At 31.7% G+C, this 17,418-nt stretch carries 12 protein-coding genes and 1 CRISPR repeat array; of the genes, 6 read left to right on the top strand and 6 right to left on the bottom strand.

What is annotated here, in order from left to right; translation table 11 throughout:
* Positions 1-205: 205 nt before the first annotated feature.
* The 3 genes from cas9 to SLW70_RS14015 are packed head-to-tail and all read left to right on the top strand — an operon-like array spanning position 206 to position 4,609.
* Positions 206-4,063, top strand: a complete 3,858-nt coding sequence (gene cas9 / locus SLW70_RS14025) for a type II CRISPR RNA-guided endonuclease Cas9 (protein WP_320889220.1) — start codon at positions 206-208, stop codon at positions 4,061-4,063.
* Positions 4,064-4,101: 38 nt separating this feature from the next.
* Positions 4,102-4,341 (top strand): CopG family transcriptional regulator, encoded by a 240-nt coding sequence (locus SLW70_RS14020; RefSeq protein WP_320889219.1) that lies wholly within the window; start codon positions 4,102-4,104, stop codon positions 4,339-4,341.
* The gene (locus SLW70_RS14015) at positions 4,334-4,609 is read left to right on the top strand and encodes a type II toxin-antitoxin system RelE/ParE family toxin (protein ID WP_320889217.1); all 276 of its coding nucleotides are present in this window, start codon (positions 4,334-4,336) and stop codon (positions 4,607-4,609) included. The genes SLW70_RS14020 and SLW70_RS14015 overlap by 8 nt, the downstream gene beginning before the upstream one ends.
* 93 nt (positions 4,610-4,702) lie before the next feature.
* Positions 4,703-6,846: direct repeats of the CRISPR family, unit length 36 nt; unit sequence GTTGTGGTTTGATTAAAGATTAGAAAACACGATATT.
* 334 nt (positions 6,847-7,180) lie between these two features.
* On the opposite strand, the gene cas2 is transcribed toward SLW70_RS14015, so the two are convergent.
* Both cas2 and cas1 read right to left on the bottom strand, forming a co-directional pair.
* Entirely contained in the window at positions 7,181-7,510 is a 330-nt protein-coding gene (cas2, locus tag SLW70_RS14010) for a CRISPR-associated endonuclease Cas2 (protein ID WP_320889215.1), read from the bottom strand.
* A complete protein-coding gene (cas1, locus tag SLW70_RS14005; RefSeq protein WP_320889213.1) occupies positions 7,486-8,400 on the bottom strand; it encodes a type II CRISPR-associated endonuclease Cas1 in 915 nt (304 codons plus the stop codon). The genes cas2 and cas1 overlap by 25 nt, the downstream gene beginning before the upstream one ends.
* A 170-nt stretch (positions 8,401-8,570) precedes the next feature.
* Here cas1 and SLW70_RS14000 point away from each other — a divergent pair, with 170 nt between their 5' ends.
* Positions 8,571-9,137, top strand: coding sequence for a pseudouridine synthase (locus SLW70_RS14000; RefSeq protein ID WP_320889211.1), 567 nt, complete (start codon positions 8,571-8,573; stop codon positions 9,135-9,137).
* Between the two features lie 184 nt (positions 9,138-9,321).
* Positions 9,322-9,774, top strand: a complete 453-nt coding sequence (locus SLW70_RS13995) for a tRNA (cytidine(34)-2'-O)-methyltransferase (protein WP_320889210.1) — start codon at positions 9,322-9,324, stop codon at positions 9,772-9,774.
* A gap of 70 nt (positions 9,775-9,844) precedes the next feature.
* Here SLW70_RS13995 and SLW70_RS13990 read toward each other — a convergent pair whose 3' ends face one another.
* The 4 genes from SLW70_RS13990 to SLW70_RS13975 all read right to left on the bottom strand — a co-directional run bounded on the left by SLW70_RS13990 (position 9,845) and on the right by SLW70_RS13975 (position 12,579).
* Complete coding sequence (locus SLW70_RS13990; RefSeq protein WP_320889209.1) at positions 9,845-10,423, bottom strand: PhnA domain-containing protein; 579 nt, start codon at positions 10,421-10,423, stop codon at positions 9,845-9,847.
* A 452-nt stretch (positions 10,424-10,875) separates the two neighbouring features.
* The gene (locus SLW70_RS13985; protein ID WP_320889208.1) at positions 10,876-11,442 is read right to left on the bottom strand and encodes a YceI family protein; all 567 of its coding nucleotides are present in this window, start codon (positions 11,440-11,442) and stop codon (positions 10,876-10,878) included.
* Between the two features lie 38 nt (positions 11,443-11,480).
* Positions 11,481-12,113, bottom strand: coding sequence for an NAD(P)H-dependent oxidoreductase (locus tag SLW70_RS13980; RefSeq protein ID WP_320889207.1), 633 nt, complete (start codon positions 12,111-12,113; stop codon positions 11,481-11,483).
* Between the two features lie 10 nt (positions 12,114-12,123).
* Entirely contained in the window at positions 12,124-12,579 is a 456-nt protein-coding gene (locus tag SLW70_RS13975; RefSeq protein WP_320889205.1) for a MarR family winged helix-turn-helix transcriptional regulator, read from the bottom strand.
* Between the two features lie 216 nt (positions 12,580-12,795).
* Here SLW70_RS13975 and SLW70_RS13970 point away from each other — a divergent pair, with 216 nt between their 5' ends.
* Entirely contained in the window at positions 12,796-17,331 is a 4,536-nt protein-coding gene (locus SLW70_RS13970) for a PAS domain S-box protein (RefSeq protein WP_320889204.1), read from the top strand.
* Positions 17,332-17,418 lie beyond the last annotated feature (87 nt).

Genomic DNA, 17,418 nt, shown 5'->3' with positions numbered 1-17,418 from the left:
TAAAATAAAATGAAAAGTCCCACCGAAGCAGGACTAAAGATTTTCATCTACGGCATATAGCCTTATTGTGATAAGATTAAAGATTAGAATTGTTTTAATCTGTTACAAATGTAAGTAAAAACTTTTTATGTTGTATTACGGAAAACAGTAATGGGGTTAATTTTTTTCTTACTATTTTTAGAAATTCTTACAAATACAAATTGTTATGGCAAAGATTTTAGGTTTAGATTTAGGGACAAACTCGATTGGGTGGGCGATTAGAGATAATAATATAGATAATAAAAATCAGATTTTAGATTCTGGAGTTATCATTTTTCCTCAAGGAGTTGGAGAAGAAAAAGGTGTTGAGTTTTCTTTGGCATCAGAAAGAACTAAAAAAAGAGCTTCAAGAAAATTGTATTCCAGAAGAAAACAAAGAAAATCCGATTTATTGAAACTACTCATTGAGAATGGAATGTGTCCATTAACTATTGATGAATTGAATAATTGGGCTCTTTACACAAAAGGCAAATCGTCTATTTATCCAACTGAAAATTTTGATTTTAGAGAGTGGTTGAAAATCAATCCTTATAAAGTGAGAAGTGATGCTTCAAATGCTTCTGTTTCTAATTTGGAGTTTGGTAGAGCTTTGTATCACATTTGTCAAAGAAGAGGTTTTAAAAGTGGAAGGAAAGATGCAGATGCTGGAAAAGATTTAGTTGTTTATCTCCAAGAAAGAGAAAATAGAGGAGATAAAACTTTAGGTGAATATTTATTTGAACAATTAGAGAAAGGTGAAAAAGTTAGAAAAGCTAAGTATAAAAGCGATGATAATGAAGTGAATTCTTCGAGAATAAGTTATGTAGAAGAATTTAATGTTTTGGTAAAAAATCAAAAATTAGACATTGAATTAACTGATAAACTTTTTAAAGCCATATTTTTTCAGCGTCCTTTAAAATCTCAAAAAGGAAGTATTGGTAAGTGTACTTTGGAAACCAGTAAAACTCGTTGTGCTGTAAGCCATCCTTTGTTTGAAGAATTCAGAATGTATCAATTCTTGAATTCAATAAAAGTCAAAGAAAGAAATCAGGATAAATTTCAATTTTTATCTAATTATCCAGAGTTTTTTGAACTTACTAAAGAATTGTTTTTTAGAAAAAGTAAACCCAGTTTTAAATTTTCTGAAATCTCCAAAGCTGTAAATACAAAAGCAAAAAAAAATAATTTGTATTTTGAATTTAATTATAATGACAAATTTCCGATAGTTGGAAATCCAACTATGAGTTTATTAAAAGATGTTTTTGAGAGTAATAATTGGGAAGACTGTAAAGAAATAATTCAAACTAAGTATAAACTATTAGATAAAAAATATTCTGAGGAGTTGATAGAAGAATTATGGCATACATTATTCTTTTCAGGTGATTTTGTAAACGATGTTACTTCTGATAAAGTAAAACATTTCATTAGAAGCCGATATGATATAAGCGAAGAGCAGGTTGACCGTTATGAAAAAATAAATCTTAAGCAAGGTTATGGTTCGTTAAGTAAAAAAGCTATCATCAATATTCTTCCTTTTTTAAGGCAAAACATTATTTACTCTCATGCGGTTTTTTATGCCAATATTCCTCAAATAATTGGAAAAGAAAAATGGGAAGAAAACAAAGGATTTATTCAGGATAATATTTCTAATATTATTGATGAATATAAGGATGAAACATTAAAAATAGATATTGTAAATTCTCTTTTGGAAGATTTTGTAAAAGAATATGACAATTCAGATGCTGAATATATTTTGGATGAAACCGATAAAAAAAATGTTTTCAAAAAGATAATTTCATTTTACGGAAAAGACAGATGGAATAAATTCAGTGAAGAGTTTCAAAATCAGATACAATCTGAAATAGCTTTTAGTTTTGAAACACAATTGCAAAAAAGACGATTTGGAGGTTATCATTTACCTAAACCAAGATTGGATGAGATTATTAAGCAATTTTTGATTGATGAGTTTAGAGTTTCGATGGACAAATCGAATAAATTATATCATCCGTCAGCAATCGAAACATATCAGGAAAGTAGTGATGGATTGTTAGGAAGCCCATTTACAGCATCTGTCAGAAATCCGATGGCAATGCGAACACTACATTATTTAAGAAAATTAGTTAATTCATTATTGAGAGAAAAGAAAATCAGTTCTGATACTAATATAATTATTGAATTGGCTCGAGAACTGAATGATAAGAACAAAAGATTGGCTATTGAAAGGTGGCAACGAGAAAGACAAAATGAGAATAAAAAAATAAAAGAAAAATTAGATGAACTCGCTAAAGATACTAATTCAATTGTAACTGAAACAGATATAATTAAATACAGATTATGTCAAGAACAAGGAGGAAAATGTTTATATACAAATAAAACAATAAGTTGTGAAAAATTATTAGGTTCCAACCTTCAGTTTGATATTGAGCATACTTTTCCAAGAAGCAAATCTTTTGATAATTCATTAGTTAATAAAACTTTAGCGGATAAGTCATTTAATCAGCTAAAAGGGAATAAAATTCCTCAGGAATTGGATGATGTTTACATTCAAAATGTATTAATTAATATAAAAGACTGGGCAGAAAAAATTGAAGATTTAAAAGAAAAAATCGAACAACAAAGATATTTTTCAAGAGTAGCTTCAACCGTAGAACAAAAGGATAGAGCTATTCAGCAAAGACACTATTTGTCATTGGAGTTTAATTATTGGAATGAAAAATATAAAAGATTTATAGATAAGGAGATAAATCCAAAGTTTAAAAACAGCCAATTGGTAGATACAGGAATTATTACTAAATTTTCAAAATTATTTTTGGAATCTTTATTTGACAATGTTTTTCCAGCCAAAGGGACAATGGTTGCAGATATACGCCAATCTTGGGGTTTGCCTAAAAAAGACAGAACGTTACATTATCATCATGCTATTGATGCGATTGTGTTAACTTGTATGGATAAAAGTATTAGAGATTCTTTAGCACAAGCCTTTAATGAATCGGAAGAACTTGGGAAAATTGAAAAATTCAAAGTGTTAAAACCTTGGACAACGTTCACTGAAGATATTGATAAATTGAAAGAATCAATTTTGGTAGTTCACAATCATAAAGATAATTTATTGAAGCAAACCAAAAGAAAACTTAAAAAAAGAAATAAACTTCAGTATGATAAATCAGGAAAGGTGATTTATGAAAAAGGCGAAGGAATTAGAAGTTCACTGCATTTAGATACTTTTTATGGAGCCATTGAAAGGGTAAATGAAAAAGATGAAAAAGAAATTTGGTTTGTAAAAAGGGATTGGGCAAGTAATTTGAATGAAGCAAGTGTTGAAAATATTGTTGATGAGGCTATAAAACAGCGAATAAAAAAATATGGTTTTAAAAATTTAGAAAGAACCGTAGAGGGTTTCATTATTTTGCCAGAAGAAGAAAATTTGAAAAGTATGTTGATTAAAAAAATTAGAATAAAAACTAATTTTAAACAATTGCCGACAATAAAAAAACAAAGTCACGTTTCGCAAGGTAAAAGAAAAGAGCATAAAGAAAATTATTATGCCAAATTAGAGAATATTTTTGCAATGGCGGTTTATGAAACATTAAACGAAAAAGGAAAAGCAGAAAGAGTTCATAAAACAATTTCTGCTTTTGAAGTAGCAAAATACAATCAAGGCAAAGGAGGAATGGAACTTCCTATAGAAAAAAATATAATTAAGAATCAAGGAAAGAAAACTGAAATTTTAATACCTCTTTCTTATGTTTTAAAAGTAAATCAAATGGTTCTGTTTTATGAAAATAGTAAAGAAGAAATTAAAGTTTTGCCTAATTCTGAATTGAGTAAACGTTTATATAAAATCACTCAATTTGAAAATGACAGTAGAATTAATTTAAGACATCATGCTCAGGGAGATGCAGATAAAAATTTAATTGAAAAGTCTTCTTTGGATTTTGAAAATCCAGCTCAAAAACTAAGAATAAGGTTAAGTAATTTTACTGCAATAGTAGAGAATAGAGATTTTGAAATTTCATCAAGTGGTAATATTACTTTTTTAGTTTGAAATTTTGGTGTAAATTTACACCAACTAAATTTATTGTTATGACACGACAAAGTATCACTTTAGCCAATCAGAATGATGAATGGCTAAAACAACAAGTAGCGAATGAAGAATTTACGAGCAAAAGTGAAGCGGTAAATTATCTAATCAAGAAAGCTCGTGAGCGTCAAGAATATGATGATTTTGTTCAAATGAAAATTGATAGAGGAATTAAGAGTGGCTTTAGTACCAAAACAAAAGAAGAACTTTTAGTGGAGATTAAAAAGCGATTAAATGTATAATTATAAGCTGTCATTTGAAGCAGAAGAAGATATAATACGCATATTTGAGTACGGTTTGGGTAGATTTGGTCTGCAACAAGCCAATAAATATTATGATATGCTGTTTGATTGTTTTGACAGAATCGCATCAAATCCATTTTTATTTCCAGTAGTAGTAAATTTTAAAAATGCAGAACGATTTTGTGTTTGTGGAGTGGATACCATTTATTATAACATCAATAAAGAAGAAGTAGAAATTATCACCATAATAGGAAGACAAAATTACTAGAAGTTCTTTGACATTAAATTTTCAATCTCTTAAACATCTCAAACCACAACTGAAAGCTATGGCATCTGCCCAGCAGGGATGCATTAGCATTCAGTTGTGGTTTGATTAAAGATTAGAAAACACGATATTTAAAGAAAAACCAATACTCATTTGCTGTTGGTTGTGGTTTGATTAAAGATTAGAAAACACGATATTCTACAAATGCAAAAATATCCAAACCTCATAGTTGTGGTTTGATTAAAGATTAGAAAACACGATATTCAATCAGCGTAAAGCAAGGCGCATCGATAGGTTGTGGTTTGATTAAAGATTAGAAAACACGATATTAGGTGTTCCACAATACAAAAGCGCAGGTAAGTTGTGGTTTGATTAAAGATTAGAAAACACGATATTGCTATAACGTCCTGCGTCTTGGCGAAGTGGTTGTGGTTTGATTAAAGATTAGAAAACACGATATTACCTAAACTAGATAGCAATGTAGCACCTAAGTTGTGGTTTGATTAAAGATTAGAAAACACGATATTATGTAGGGATTAAGGATTTAACCACTTACAGTTGTGGTTTGATTAAAGATTAGAAAACACGATATTATGTAGGGATTAAGGATTTAACCACTTACAGTTGTGGTTTGATTAAAGATTAGAAAACACGATATTCTTCGTTCCATCGTTCCTCTCTTGGCTGCGGTTGTGGTTTGATTAAAGATTAGAAAACACGATATTTGACATAGACTTGAATTGCGAAGTGTTAAGTTGTGGTTTGATTAAAGATTAGAAAACACGATATTTTGTAGATAAGATATCGGCGTGGGTGGAGAGTTGTGGTTTGATTAAAGATTAGAAAACACGATATTACTTCTTTAGCGTTGAATCCGCCCCATTTAGTTGTGGTTTGATTAAAGATTAGAAAACACGATATTTGAATAATTTTGTGGGGTATTCTATCGATAGTTGTGGTTTGATTAAAGATTAGAAAACACGATATTTCGGTTTCATGTTGTATTTCGTCAAAATTAGTTGTGGTTTGATTAAAGATTAGAAAACACGATATTTGTAGCAAACGGACAAGAAGTACCGTATAAGTTGTGGTTTGATTAAAGATTAGAAAACACGATATTGAAAAGCAACACGCAGGACGTTAGTGGCAAGTTGTGGTTTGATTAAAGATTAGAAAACACGATATTCTACCAATAGGTAAGATTACAACTCTATCGTTGTGGTTTGATTAAAGATTAGAAAACACGATATTGTATTATCTTTGACTTATCAAAATAACCTAGTTGTGGTTTGATTAAAGATTAGAAAACACGATATTGTTGCCTGCTTGGCTCTCACCCTGTCGGTAGTTGTGGTTTGATTAAAGATTAGAAAACACGATATTAATTTTAATAATAGCCTATGCGTTCGACAAGTTGTGGTTTGATTAAAGATTAGAAAACACGATATTTTGCTTGCGTCGCTATAGAATATGACTATTGTTGTGGTTTGATTAAAGATTAGAAAACACGATATTGATTGCAGGCGCAAAAAACAAATCCAGCTCGTTGTGGTTTGATTAAAGATTAGAAAACACGATATTAGTGGCATCAATCTGCCTACGTGCTTCAATGTTGTGGTTTGATTAAAGATTAGAAAACACGATATTTGCATGTATCAATTATAAAGAGCTCCAATAGTTGTGGTTTGATTAAAGATTAGAAAACACGATATTTTAAAATTTGCAGGATGAAGAACAGTAAGAGTTGTGGTTTGATTAAAGATTAGAAAACACGATATTCAATACTGAAAACATCAAACTACAGGACACGTTGTGGTTTGATTAAAGATTAGAAAACACGATATTCTTCCAGTTCCAACAATATTAGAAAGACTAGTTGTGGTTTGATTAAAGATTAGAAAACACGATATTTCGTAAGAGTCACACAACCATATTAATCCGTTGTGGTTTGATTAAAGATTAGAAAACACGATATTCTTTTCTCATGTTTAGATTATCGTGAATAAGTTGTGGTTTGATTAAAGATTAGAAAACACGATATTAAGGATAAAATAATAGAATTAGTAAAATCAGTTGTGGTTTGATTAAAGATTAGAAAACACGATATTAAATTGTTATTTACTTTATCGATCAATCTAGTTGTGGTTTGATTAAAGATTAGAAAACACGATATTTTATCCCAAATGCTAGAAAAACTCCCCGAAGTTGTGGTTTGATTAAAGATTAGAAAACACGATATTAGTTGCGGTGTTAGCTTCTGATAATCATGTAAATAGTTTCAAATATCGTTTAAAGTAATGCTTCTTTTTTGCAGTGATAAGGCAAGATTGAAGCATTTTTTTAATTGTAATGCGTAGGGACAGGTCGCGACCTGTCCGTACACAGTGCGTAAATGAATTGAAAAAGAATATTTTGGTAAAATATCGTTTGAAATAATGCTTTTTTTTTGCAGTGATTAGTCTAGATTGAGGCATTTTTTTATTTGTAATGCGGGGGACAGGTCGCCACCTGTCCGTACAATAGATTATGGTGTTTTTTGTGAATTTATATTTTAAGAGAAATCGTAATTGAAGATTAAAATAATTCTAATTGAGTGGGTTGAGGTGCTTTTGGGACTTCGGCTTTTCCCCAAAAATTAAGAATATTTCCAAATTGTTTATCGGTTATTCGTAAGACGCTTACTTTTCCTAGAGGAGGTAAAAGATTGTGAATTCGTTTTTCATGTACATCGGCACTTTCGCTACTGGCACAATGCCGTACATAGACGGAAAATTGCATCATGGAGAAACCATCCTTCAAAAGATTGTTTCGAAACTGCGAGGCATTTCTGCGATCTTTTTTGGTTTCAGTGGGGAGGTCAAAAAACACAAACAACCACATTATTCGGTATCCGTTAAGTTCCATAATTTGGGGTATTTTAATTTTTTTCGTTGGCCTGTATAACATTGTTGGAGCGAGCTAGCAGTTTTTTGTAAGGCCACCATCAAAGGACTTTTTTCGTCTTTGAAATAAACGGTACGAGTTAGAATTTGAAGTAATTCGGATTTAAGTACGGAGTTGAGTTCTTGTTCGTTATATTTTTGCATTATCTCAAATACGGCTTCATCAACAAGGGGACGAAAAGGCTCCATGATATCATCGGCTAATGCAAATGCATTGTATTTACTTTTATGATGAATTCCTAGCGTATTAAGTAATCCACTTCCTGATAAAGCTCTAGCCGTAGCTGCTCTCAAAATGGCATAGCCGTAATTGAGTAAATTGTTGGGATAATCACCAAAACGCTCTCGTTTGAACTTCGAGACATTTTCGTTTGTTTCGAAAAATACTTTCCAATATTGACTAGCGGCTACACCTTCCATATTACTGGTATCTCCGCTCAATACTTTAGTCGCTAGAAAATTAAAACTGTTTTTTTGGTTAGTTATTTTTTGCAAAAGACACCCTTGGTTATTAATTTTTTCAACGATGGTTTGTTGCCATAATTTTTTCTTGAGAGGCACTGAAGCTTCAATTTGATTTTTGAATATTTCTTGTTGAATGTGATGGCTGTTGAGATTAAGAAACATACCATTAGGGAGGTGATTTTTTCCACAAATTATAAGTGCGGAGTTGTTTTCGATTATTAAATTCATTGCTGGAATACTCATGTAAATTTCAACATGATCGAGTACCAAGAAACCAACATCTTCAATAGGAATGGAGCTTTCTCGAAGTTCTGTTTTGATGATTAGTTGAAGATTTTTGGTTGAAATTGAAGCTTTGTTTTCTATGAGAATGGATCTTTTGAGCATAATGTTAGTTTTAAAAATTACTGAATAGGAGTAGTTTACATACTACTTAATGTAAATATTAGTATAAAATCTTGTTTTTCATTACGGATTTCCATAATTGGAATATGGAATTAAAACTGGGATTGTGTAATTAAATTTGCATTTTTGCAGTCTCAAACAATTTAGAATCCATGTCCCACCGCCATTTCATCCTCCATAAACCGTACGGTTATTTAAGTCAGTTTATTTATGAGTTAAAGCGCAAGAAGAAGCTTTTGGGGGAATTGTATGATTTTCCAGAGGGCACGATGGCTATAGGTCGTTTGGATGAAGATTCAGAAGGCTTATTGTTGTTGACTACAGATGGAAAGATGAGCGAAATGATTCGGTCTAAAAAAGTGGATAAAGAATATTTTGTTCAGGTTGATGGTGTCATCACGCAAGAAGCCATTGAAGCTTTGAAAAAAGGGGTGGAAATAGGTTTTGACGGCGGGAAATATATCACCAAAAAATGTGATGCCCGATTGGTTACTGAGATACCTGATTTTGGACCCCGAGGGAAGAAGATTCGCGATGATCGTCATGGGCCTACATCATGGGCTTCGATAACGGTCAATGAAGGAAAGTTTCGTCAGGTGCGAAAAATGACTGCTGCTGTTGGGTTTCCTACCTTACGATTAGTACGAGTGCGAATAGGGAAAGTACATTTAAACGAATTGAAAGCAGGTGAAGTAATTGAAGTGAATGGATTCAATTAAGCCTAGATTACGCATTGAAACACGGATAACACCGATAAAACGGATTTACACAGATTTTTTAATTGTTTTGTAGCATAAAATTTGCGGAAATCTGCCTCATCTGCGTGATAAAAGTCCATAAAATCCTAATGCGGACTTTGGGTTAAACAGTTAATCAAAAAAAGAAATTAAACAAATAATACTAATGTTAAACATTGTTTTAGTAGAACCTGAAATCCCTAATAATACAGGAAATATAGGCAGGCTTTGTGTAGGAACTGAGAGTAGGTTACATTTGATTCATCCTTTTGGATTTGTCATCAATGATAAGAATTTGAAACGTTCTGGCTTAGATTATTGGGTGCACCTTGATGTGACGGAATACCAAAATGTAGCCGAATGGAAAGCTCAAATTCCAGATTTATCTCGAGTTTTTTTGATGAGTTCTCATGCGGACAAGTCTTATTTAGAAACCGAATTCCAAGAGGGTGATTGGTTGGTTTTTGGGAAAGAAAGTGTGGGTTTGAGTAAAGAAGTTTTGGCGCAATTCGAAAATCATCTAACCATCCCGATGTCGAATAAAATTAGGAGTTTTAATATTGCCAATTCGGTAGCTTTTGTGATAGGGGAGGCTAAGAGACAGATTGGATTGAAGTAGTTTTCAGTCGCAGTTTACAGGATTCCTAGGACTGAAAACTGAGACTGAGACTGAAAACTTTAAAAAAAGACTAGGTTTTCTTCACATATTGTGTGATGATAACTATTGTTTGTCCATCGACTTTTCCTTCAATATATTCAGCGTTTTCATGGTCTAGGCGGATGTTGCGAACAGCGGTTCCTTGTTTAGCTACCATGCTAGAGCCTTTTACTTTTAAATCTTTGATTAAAACAACCGAATCTCCATGTTCTAGGATTACTCCGTTGCTATCGCGGTGTATGATTTTGTTTTCGTCATCTTCGCCTTCACCAGTAGCTTGTGCCCAGGCTAGCGTATCTTCGTCAAGGTACATTTGTTCTAATAATTCTTGTGGCCATCCTGCTGAACGCAAACGGCTTAACATTCTCCAAGCCACTACTTGAACTGGGATGTGTTCACTCCACATACTATCATTTAAACACCTCCAATGGTTTAGGTCTTCGCTACCTGCTGTTTCTATTTGGTCTATACAAGTACTACAAGCGTAAATGTTTTCGTCAAGACCTCCTTTTTGTGTTGGTAATACGGTATATACTTTAAGGTTTTCGGTTGCGGCACATAATTCGCATTGGGATCCACTGCGTTTATTTAGTTCTCTATCTATACTCATTGTTGGGTTTTATTTTTGGCTAAAATACGTTTATTCTTGACGTATTGCAAGGTAGTTTTGAATTGTGAAATATGGTTTTGGCAAATGATATGATGTTGTAAGGGGTGAGAACCACAGCAGTTTGTCTCTCTGGGTAGCATCTCTACTGCAATCTTAGATTTGCTGCATAATGTCAAATTGGAAATAAAAACGGGAATCCTAGCCGCGATGGAAGTGAAAATCCTTTTCCTTTTTTCTTTAAAAAGGAAAAGATTGTAACGTACAGCGGGAGCAGAAGTTATTGTGACCGAAATCGTATGCTCCTAATTTATACCATTTATATTTAGAATTTAAAAAGCAATAAAATTTACTTTAGAGTAAATTCTAAGGATAAATGGGATTAGGTTATACAAAAAAGCCATTTGAAAGTTACCCTTCAAATGGCTTTTGGAATTAAAAATACTGTTGAAATATTAGAATTGTAGAGCAACTTCTAATTCGAATTCGTCTGAAATAGCTTTGTCTCCTAGGTTGTCAAAGAAACTTCCTGAACCGTATTTGATGTCATATTTTGTTCTGTCAACATTGAATTTAGTTGTTGCTGTATTTCCTTTTACGGTTAAATCGAAGTTTACTGGATTTGTTTTTCCTTTGATAGTTAAATCAGCAGTTACAGAATAAACACCATTAGCTTTGGTTGCTATTTTTTTGAAAACTAAATTGGATGTTGGGAATTTTTCGGTTCCAAAGAAATCTTCAGACTTCAGGTGACCGTTTAATTTTCCTTGGTATTCACCGCTAAGGTCAGTAGCTGTTAATGAAGTCATATCGACAGTAAAAGAACCTCCTGCAACGTTATTTCCTTTAAAGATTAATTGTCCTTCTTTGAAGTTTACGGTACCATTGTGCTTTCCTGTTACTTTTTTACCAACCCAGTTGATGGTACTTTTTGAGGCATCGATTTTTTTAGATTGTGCCGAAACGGCTACTGAAGAGAAAGCGACTACTAGTGCTAAAGCGATTGTTTTTAAATTTTTCATTTTTTTTTTAGTGTTTAAAATTGTTTATAGTTGATAATTTATATTGTTATGAATAATTCTTCTTGTGATTTTCTGACTTTCTTGTAATGTTGTGTTAGGTCTTCACTGTGTCTGTATCCTAATGTAGCAATTAGACTTGCATTTAAATTAAGTTTGTCAAGCCCTAAAATTTCATTTACTTGTGCGGGAACAAAACCTTCCATTGGAGTAACATCGATTTTGAGTTCGGCAGCTGCATTAAGAAGATTCCCCATAGCAAGATAGGTTTGTTTTGAAGCCCATATGTTGCTAGTTTCGGCACTTAAAGTTAGTATTTTAGACTTCATGAAATCAGCATATCCAGCAATTGATTCTAAAGGTATTTCTCTAATATCGCTAATGTTTTTTAGGTAATTGTCAATCTCAGTTTCAGTCATAGTAGTCATATTCGCAAAGACAATTAGATGAGAAGCATCTACGATTTGCGATTGTCCCCAAGCTGCTGGTTGGATTTTTGCTCTTAGTTCTGGATTTTCTACAATTAATACTTTGTAGGGTTGTAATCCATAGGAGGAAGAACTTAAGCGAATTGCTTCTTTTAAGATGGATAAATCCTCGTTTGTAATTTTTTTTGTGGCATCAAATTTTTTTGTTGCGTATCTCCAGTTCTGGTGTTCTATAAATGTACTCATGATTTGTGGATTATTTATTTCTGTATTTTTCTAATAATTCGTTTAATTGATGTAGCTCCTGGGCTGTTAGTTTTTTAGCAAAAGTATTCTCGTGTTCGATTACTTTTGGGTCTAATTCGGCTAGGATATCCAATCCTTTTTGTGTGATTAGGACTTCTATTTTGCGTCGGTTATCTGGGCAAACTTTGCGAGTAACCAATTCTTTTAATAATAACTTATCAACTAATCGGGTGGTATTACTGGTTTTTGCTATCATGCGTTCTTGTATCAAACACATATTAGCGGGTGTTCCTTTTTGACCTCTTAAAATCCTTAGTACATTGTATTGTTCACCTGAAAGATCGTAAGGTTTTAGTATTTCGCTAAAATGTTCCACTATGACTTTTTCGGTGTACATAATATTCAATATGACTCTTGTTGAATCGTTCAAAATACCGTTTGTTTTAGTTATGTCTTCAATCTTCATGCCTAACTGATTTTATTTGTTGGTACAAATGTAACACTTTTTTTATTTGTATATACAAGTATTTTGTTTTTAACATAACATTAATAAGTTATAGATGTAGTCGTTGTCTTAAAAATGTTGATTTTTATTAGAGAAATGTTGATTTTTATTGTTTAAAAAACTTATATTTAACTCTTTGTTGTAGAAAGAATTAAATGTGGATTATAAATGGATGATATGAACGGAAATTTACCTACTTATGATGAACTGGAGTTAAAGATTAAAGAACAGAATGAGCTTATTAATGATTTAATAGAGCAAAATAAAGTTTTGGAATCGAAAACTAATCTGTTTTCTGAAAATGATCCCCCAGTAATAGGAGGGAATTTAAACGATAATGAGATATTAACTAATATTTTTGAAAGTATTACTGATGCATTTGTTTCGTTAGATAAAAATTGGTGCTATACTTATGTCAATAAGAAGGCAGGAGATATTTTTGGTAGAGAACCTAATAGTTTGATAGGAAAGTATATTTGGAGTGAGTTTCCTGAAGGAATAGACAAGCCGTTTTATAAAGCCTATTATGAGGCAGTTAAGACACAAAAGAAAATTCATATTGAAGAATATTACGAACCATATGATTTATGGTTTGAAAATTTAATTTATCCGTCTCCTAATGGATTATTAATATTTTTTAAAGATGTCACTTTACAAAAAAAAGCTCAAAATTTAATTATTGAGAGTGAAAAACGATTTAGAGCTTTAGTTGAAAATAATGATGAGATTATTTCGGTGGTTGATGAAAATATGAAAGTTATTTTTAGAACGGCTTCTTCAGAAAAAATCACAGGCATGTCTTTTGATAAGGAGAAAGAATCATCAGCCTTAGTACATTTACATCCTGATTTTATTGAATATACTCAGCAAAAAGTTAAAGAATCATTAGCGAATCCTAATCTTAATATTCCTGTTTTATTTCAAGTAAAACATCAAGAGGGACATTATATTTGGTTAGAAGGTACAATAAACAATAAATTGAATGATGGTGTCATTAATGGTATCGTAGTGAATCTTAGAGATGTTACAGAGAGAGAGCAGATTACCACTAGTTTACTAGACGAAAGAGATAAATTTATTAAAATAGCAGCAACTTCTCCGGGGTTAATTTATTCAATGAGACAAACTACAGATGGTAGTATAAGTTTTCCTTATATGAGTGAGGCCTTAAAAGATATTTTTGGATTTCAATATAAAGCTATTGAGAAGGATGCTAATATCATTTTTGATTCTATTTATCCAGAAGACAAAATGTTTTTGATGGAGAATATCCACAAAACAAAGTCAGAATTAGTACCGTTGCATTGTGAATATAGATTTATTCATCCTATAAAAGGGATAGTGTGGCATGAAGTACATTCTTTACCCGTTCTTGAACCTGATGGTTCTGTTATATGTCACGGTATAATTACTGATATTACACAAAAAGTTAATGCGACACTAAAACTTGAAAAATCGCGTCGACTCTATTACTTTATAAGTCAAATTAATCAAATGATTGTTCAAACCACTGATCAAGAAAGTTTGTTTAGAAACGCTTGTGATATCGCAGTCAATATAGGGAAGTTTAAAATGGCTTGTATTGGTTTATTGGATCATCAGACCAAACATTTTGTACCAGTAATGTCTGCTGGTGAGGATAATGGTTATATTGATATATTAAAAACAGTAACTATTGAAGGTAATGTTCCAGAAGGAAAAGGACCTGCTGGAACTAGTTTGCGTGAAGGACGTAATGTGGTATGTAATGATATTGAGAACGATATTTATATGGCACCTTGGAAAACTGAAGTTCTTAAGAGAGGTTTTCGTTCTGTTATGTCATTGCCTATTAAAAAATTTGGAGAAACAGTAGGACTTTTTATATTTTATTCAGACGAAGTTGGTTTTTTCGATAAAGAAGAAGAGGAGTTGCTGGATGAAGCTACTGGTGATGTTTCATTTGCTTTAGAGTTATTTGAAAAAGAACTACAAAGGCAAAAAATAGAAAAAGATTTAATTGAAAGTGAACAAAGGTATCATACCCTTGCCGAAATTTCTCCTGTTGCCATCGTTCGAGCAGATTTAGAAGGTAATATTACATATGTTAATTCGAATACTAAATCGATGACAGGACTATCCTTTGAGCAAATTCAAAATAATGGTTGGTTTGATGCAGTACATCCTGATGATGTTGAGAGGGTAGTCAAACTTTGGACTCAAATGATTGAGAAAAAAGAAAAACAATCAGATGAATGTCGTTTTGTCTATCCTGACGGAAGTTATATTTGGGCATTAGGTATTGGAGTGCCTGAGTACAATTCTGAAAATGAATTGGTGGGCTATATTGCAACTTTGACAGATATTACCCAAAGTAAAATTACAGAAGAAGAATTAAGAAAATCGAATGAAAGGTTCGAAATGATTTCATCGGCCACAAATGATGTGGTGTTTGAATTAGATTTGGTCACAAATAAAAGTTGGCATAATAACGTACATGATGAAATACTTGGAGATTTGAAGAGAGAATGTTTGGCTAAAGAAAGTAGATTAGTATGGAGGTCAAAACTACATCCCGATGATAAAGTCAGAATTATTGAGTCTATAGAAGAGGCTTATAATAGTCAAGCTAAATCTTGGTCGGGGGAATTTCGATTTTTAAAAAAAGATGGTAATTATGGCGATTTTTATGAACGAATTATTATTATGCGCAATGATTTAGGCGAGCCAATACGGATTATTGGTTCTATGTTAGATATAACAGAACTTAAAAAAACTGAAGAAGAATTTAAAAAAGTAAATAAAAAATTAGAAGGAGTTTTTAATGCCTTACCGGATTTATTATTTGAAATTGGGGGTGATGGAATTATAAAAAATTATCATTCACATCGAGATGAACTATTAACTGTTCCTTCGGAACAATTTATAGGAAAGCCCTATGTGGATATATTACCTCCTGATGCAGCGAAAGTGTGTGAAGCAGCACTATTAGAAGCCTATGAACATGGATATTCAACAGGGAAACAATATATGCTAGAGTTACCCATTGGGAAACATTGGTTTGAGCTTTCGATCTCAAGATTAGACAATAAAGAATTTAAAGACACGATGTTTATTTGTCTTTCTAGAGAAGTAACGAAGACAAAGAAAATTGAAGAATCGCTTATAAAAAGTAAAAAAAGATACCGTGGTTTGTTAAGTAATCTTGAGGCAGCAATTATAGTTTATAGTGCTGAATGTACTATTATAATGCAAAATAATAAAGCAGCAGAATTATTTAATGTAAATTTTGAGGATAAAGAGTCTTTACAAAATATTGAAACAAAACTTGTTTTTTACGACGAATATGAAAATGTAATTTCTGTTGATACAAATCCTGTAAATCAAATATTAAAGACTAATAAACCGATTAAAAATTTAGTTGGAAAATTTAAAAATACTCCTTTAAATAAAAGTAAGTGGGTCTTAGTAAACGGTTTTCCATTATGGAATGAGAGTGGAGATATTGATGAAATTGTTATTAGTTTTATTGATATTACTGGGCAAAAACTAATGGAAAATGAAATTAAAAAGGCCAAAGAACAAGCAGAAGCTGCCAACAAAGCAAAAACCGACTTCCTGGCTAATATGAGCCATGAGATTCGAACACCTTTAAACGGAATTATTGGTTTTTCTCATCTGTTAATGGAATCTAATTCTATAGAAAACCAAAAAGAATATTATGCAACGATCAATGAGTCAGCAACTACTTTGATGCAAATTGTAAATGATGTCCTTGATTTTTCTAAAATTGAATCAGGTAATTTAGAATTAGAAATAGAAGAAGTTAATCTAGTTGATCTATGTTATCAGATAATTTATTTGTTCAAACACCAAGCCCATCAGAAAAATATTGATTTGGTATTTAATATTGATGAAAATCTTCCACAATTAATATATGCTGATTCCGTTCGATTAAAGCAGGTTCTAGTAAATTTGATAGGGAATGCTATAAAATTTACAGAAAAAGGTGAAGTAAGCTTAATTGTTAAAATGGAAAATTCAAAAGCTAAGGGAATTACTCAGATTTATTTCTTGGTTAAAGATACAGGGATTGGAATTAAGTCCTTTAACAATGAAAAAATATTTAAATCCTTTGTTCAAGAAGATAATTCTACTAGCAGAAAATTTGGAGGAACAGGTTTAGGCTTGGCTATTTCTAATCAATTGTTAGGTTTGATGGGGAGTCGATTGGAATTAAAATCCAAATTTGGAGTTGGAAGTGAATTCTATTTTACAATTCAATTTGAGACTGTAATTACTGAAGGTGCAGAAGATATTGTAAAAGAAAAAGAGGAACATTTAGATAGAGTAATTATACCAGCTTTTAAATCTGTTTTGCTAGTTGAAGACAATAAAATCAATATGCTTTTGGCTAAAACATTAATCAAAAAAATAATTCCTAATTGTACAATTAATGAAGCCTATAATGGTGAAGAAGCCATAGAACAATGTAATGTGAAAAATGTTGATCTCATTTTTATGGATATTCAAATGCCAATTAAAAATGGATATGAAGCTACTGCTGAAATTAGAAAAAATAAAAAATTTGCTAAAATTCCAATAATTGCACTTACTGCAGGAATATTGGTTGGTGAAAAAGAAAAGTGTTTTGAATATGGGATGAATGATTACCTGTCCAAGCCAATTATTTTTACAGATTTGGAGCAAATACTTCACAAATGGTGTGATTAAACAGCTTGAAAATAAATAATTTTAGAAGATTTAACCAATTCATAAAAGCCAAACTTTAAAAAACGATGTCTATGTGTTTAAAAGTGA

Origin of the sequence: Flavobacterium sp. NG2, from assembly GCF_034119845.1 — a bacterium.
GTDB lineage: Bacteria > Bacteroidota > Bacteroidia > Flavobacteriales > Flavobacteriaceae > Flavobacterium.
Note: the sequence above shows the minus strand (reverse complement) of the source record. Positions and strands in the feature narration are given on the sequence as shown.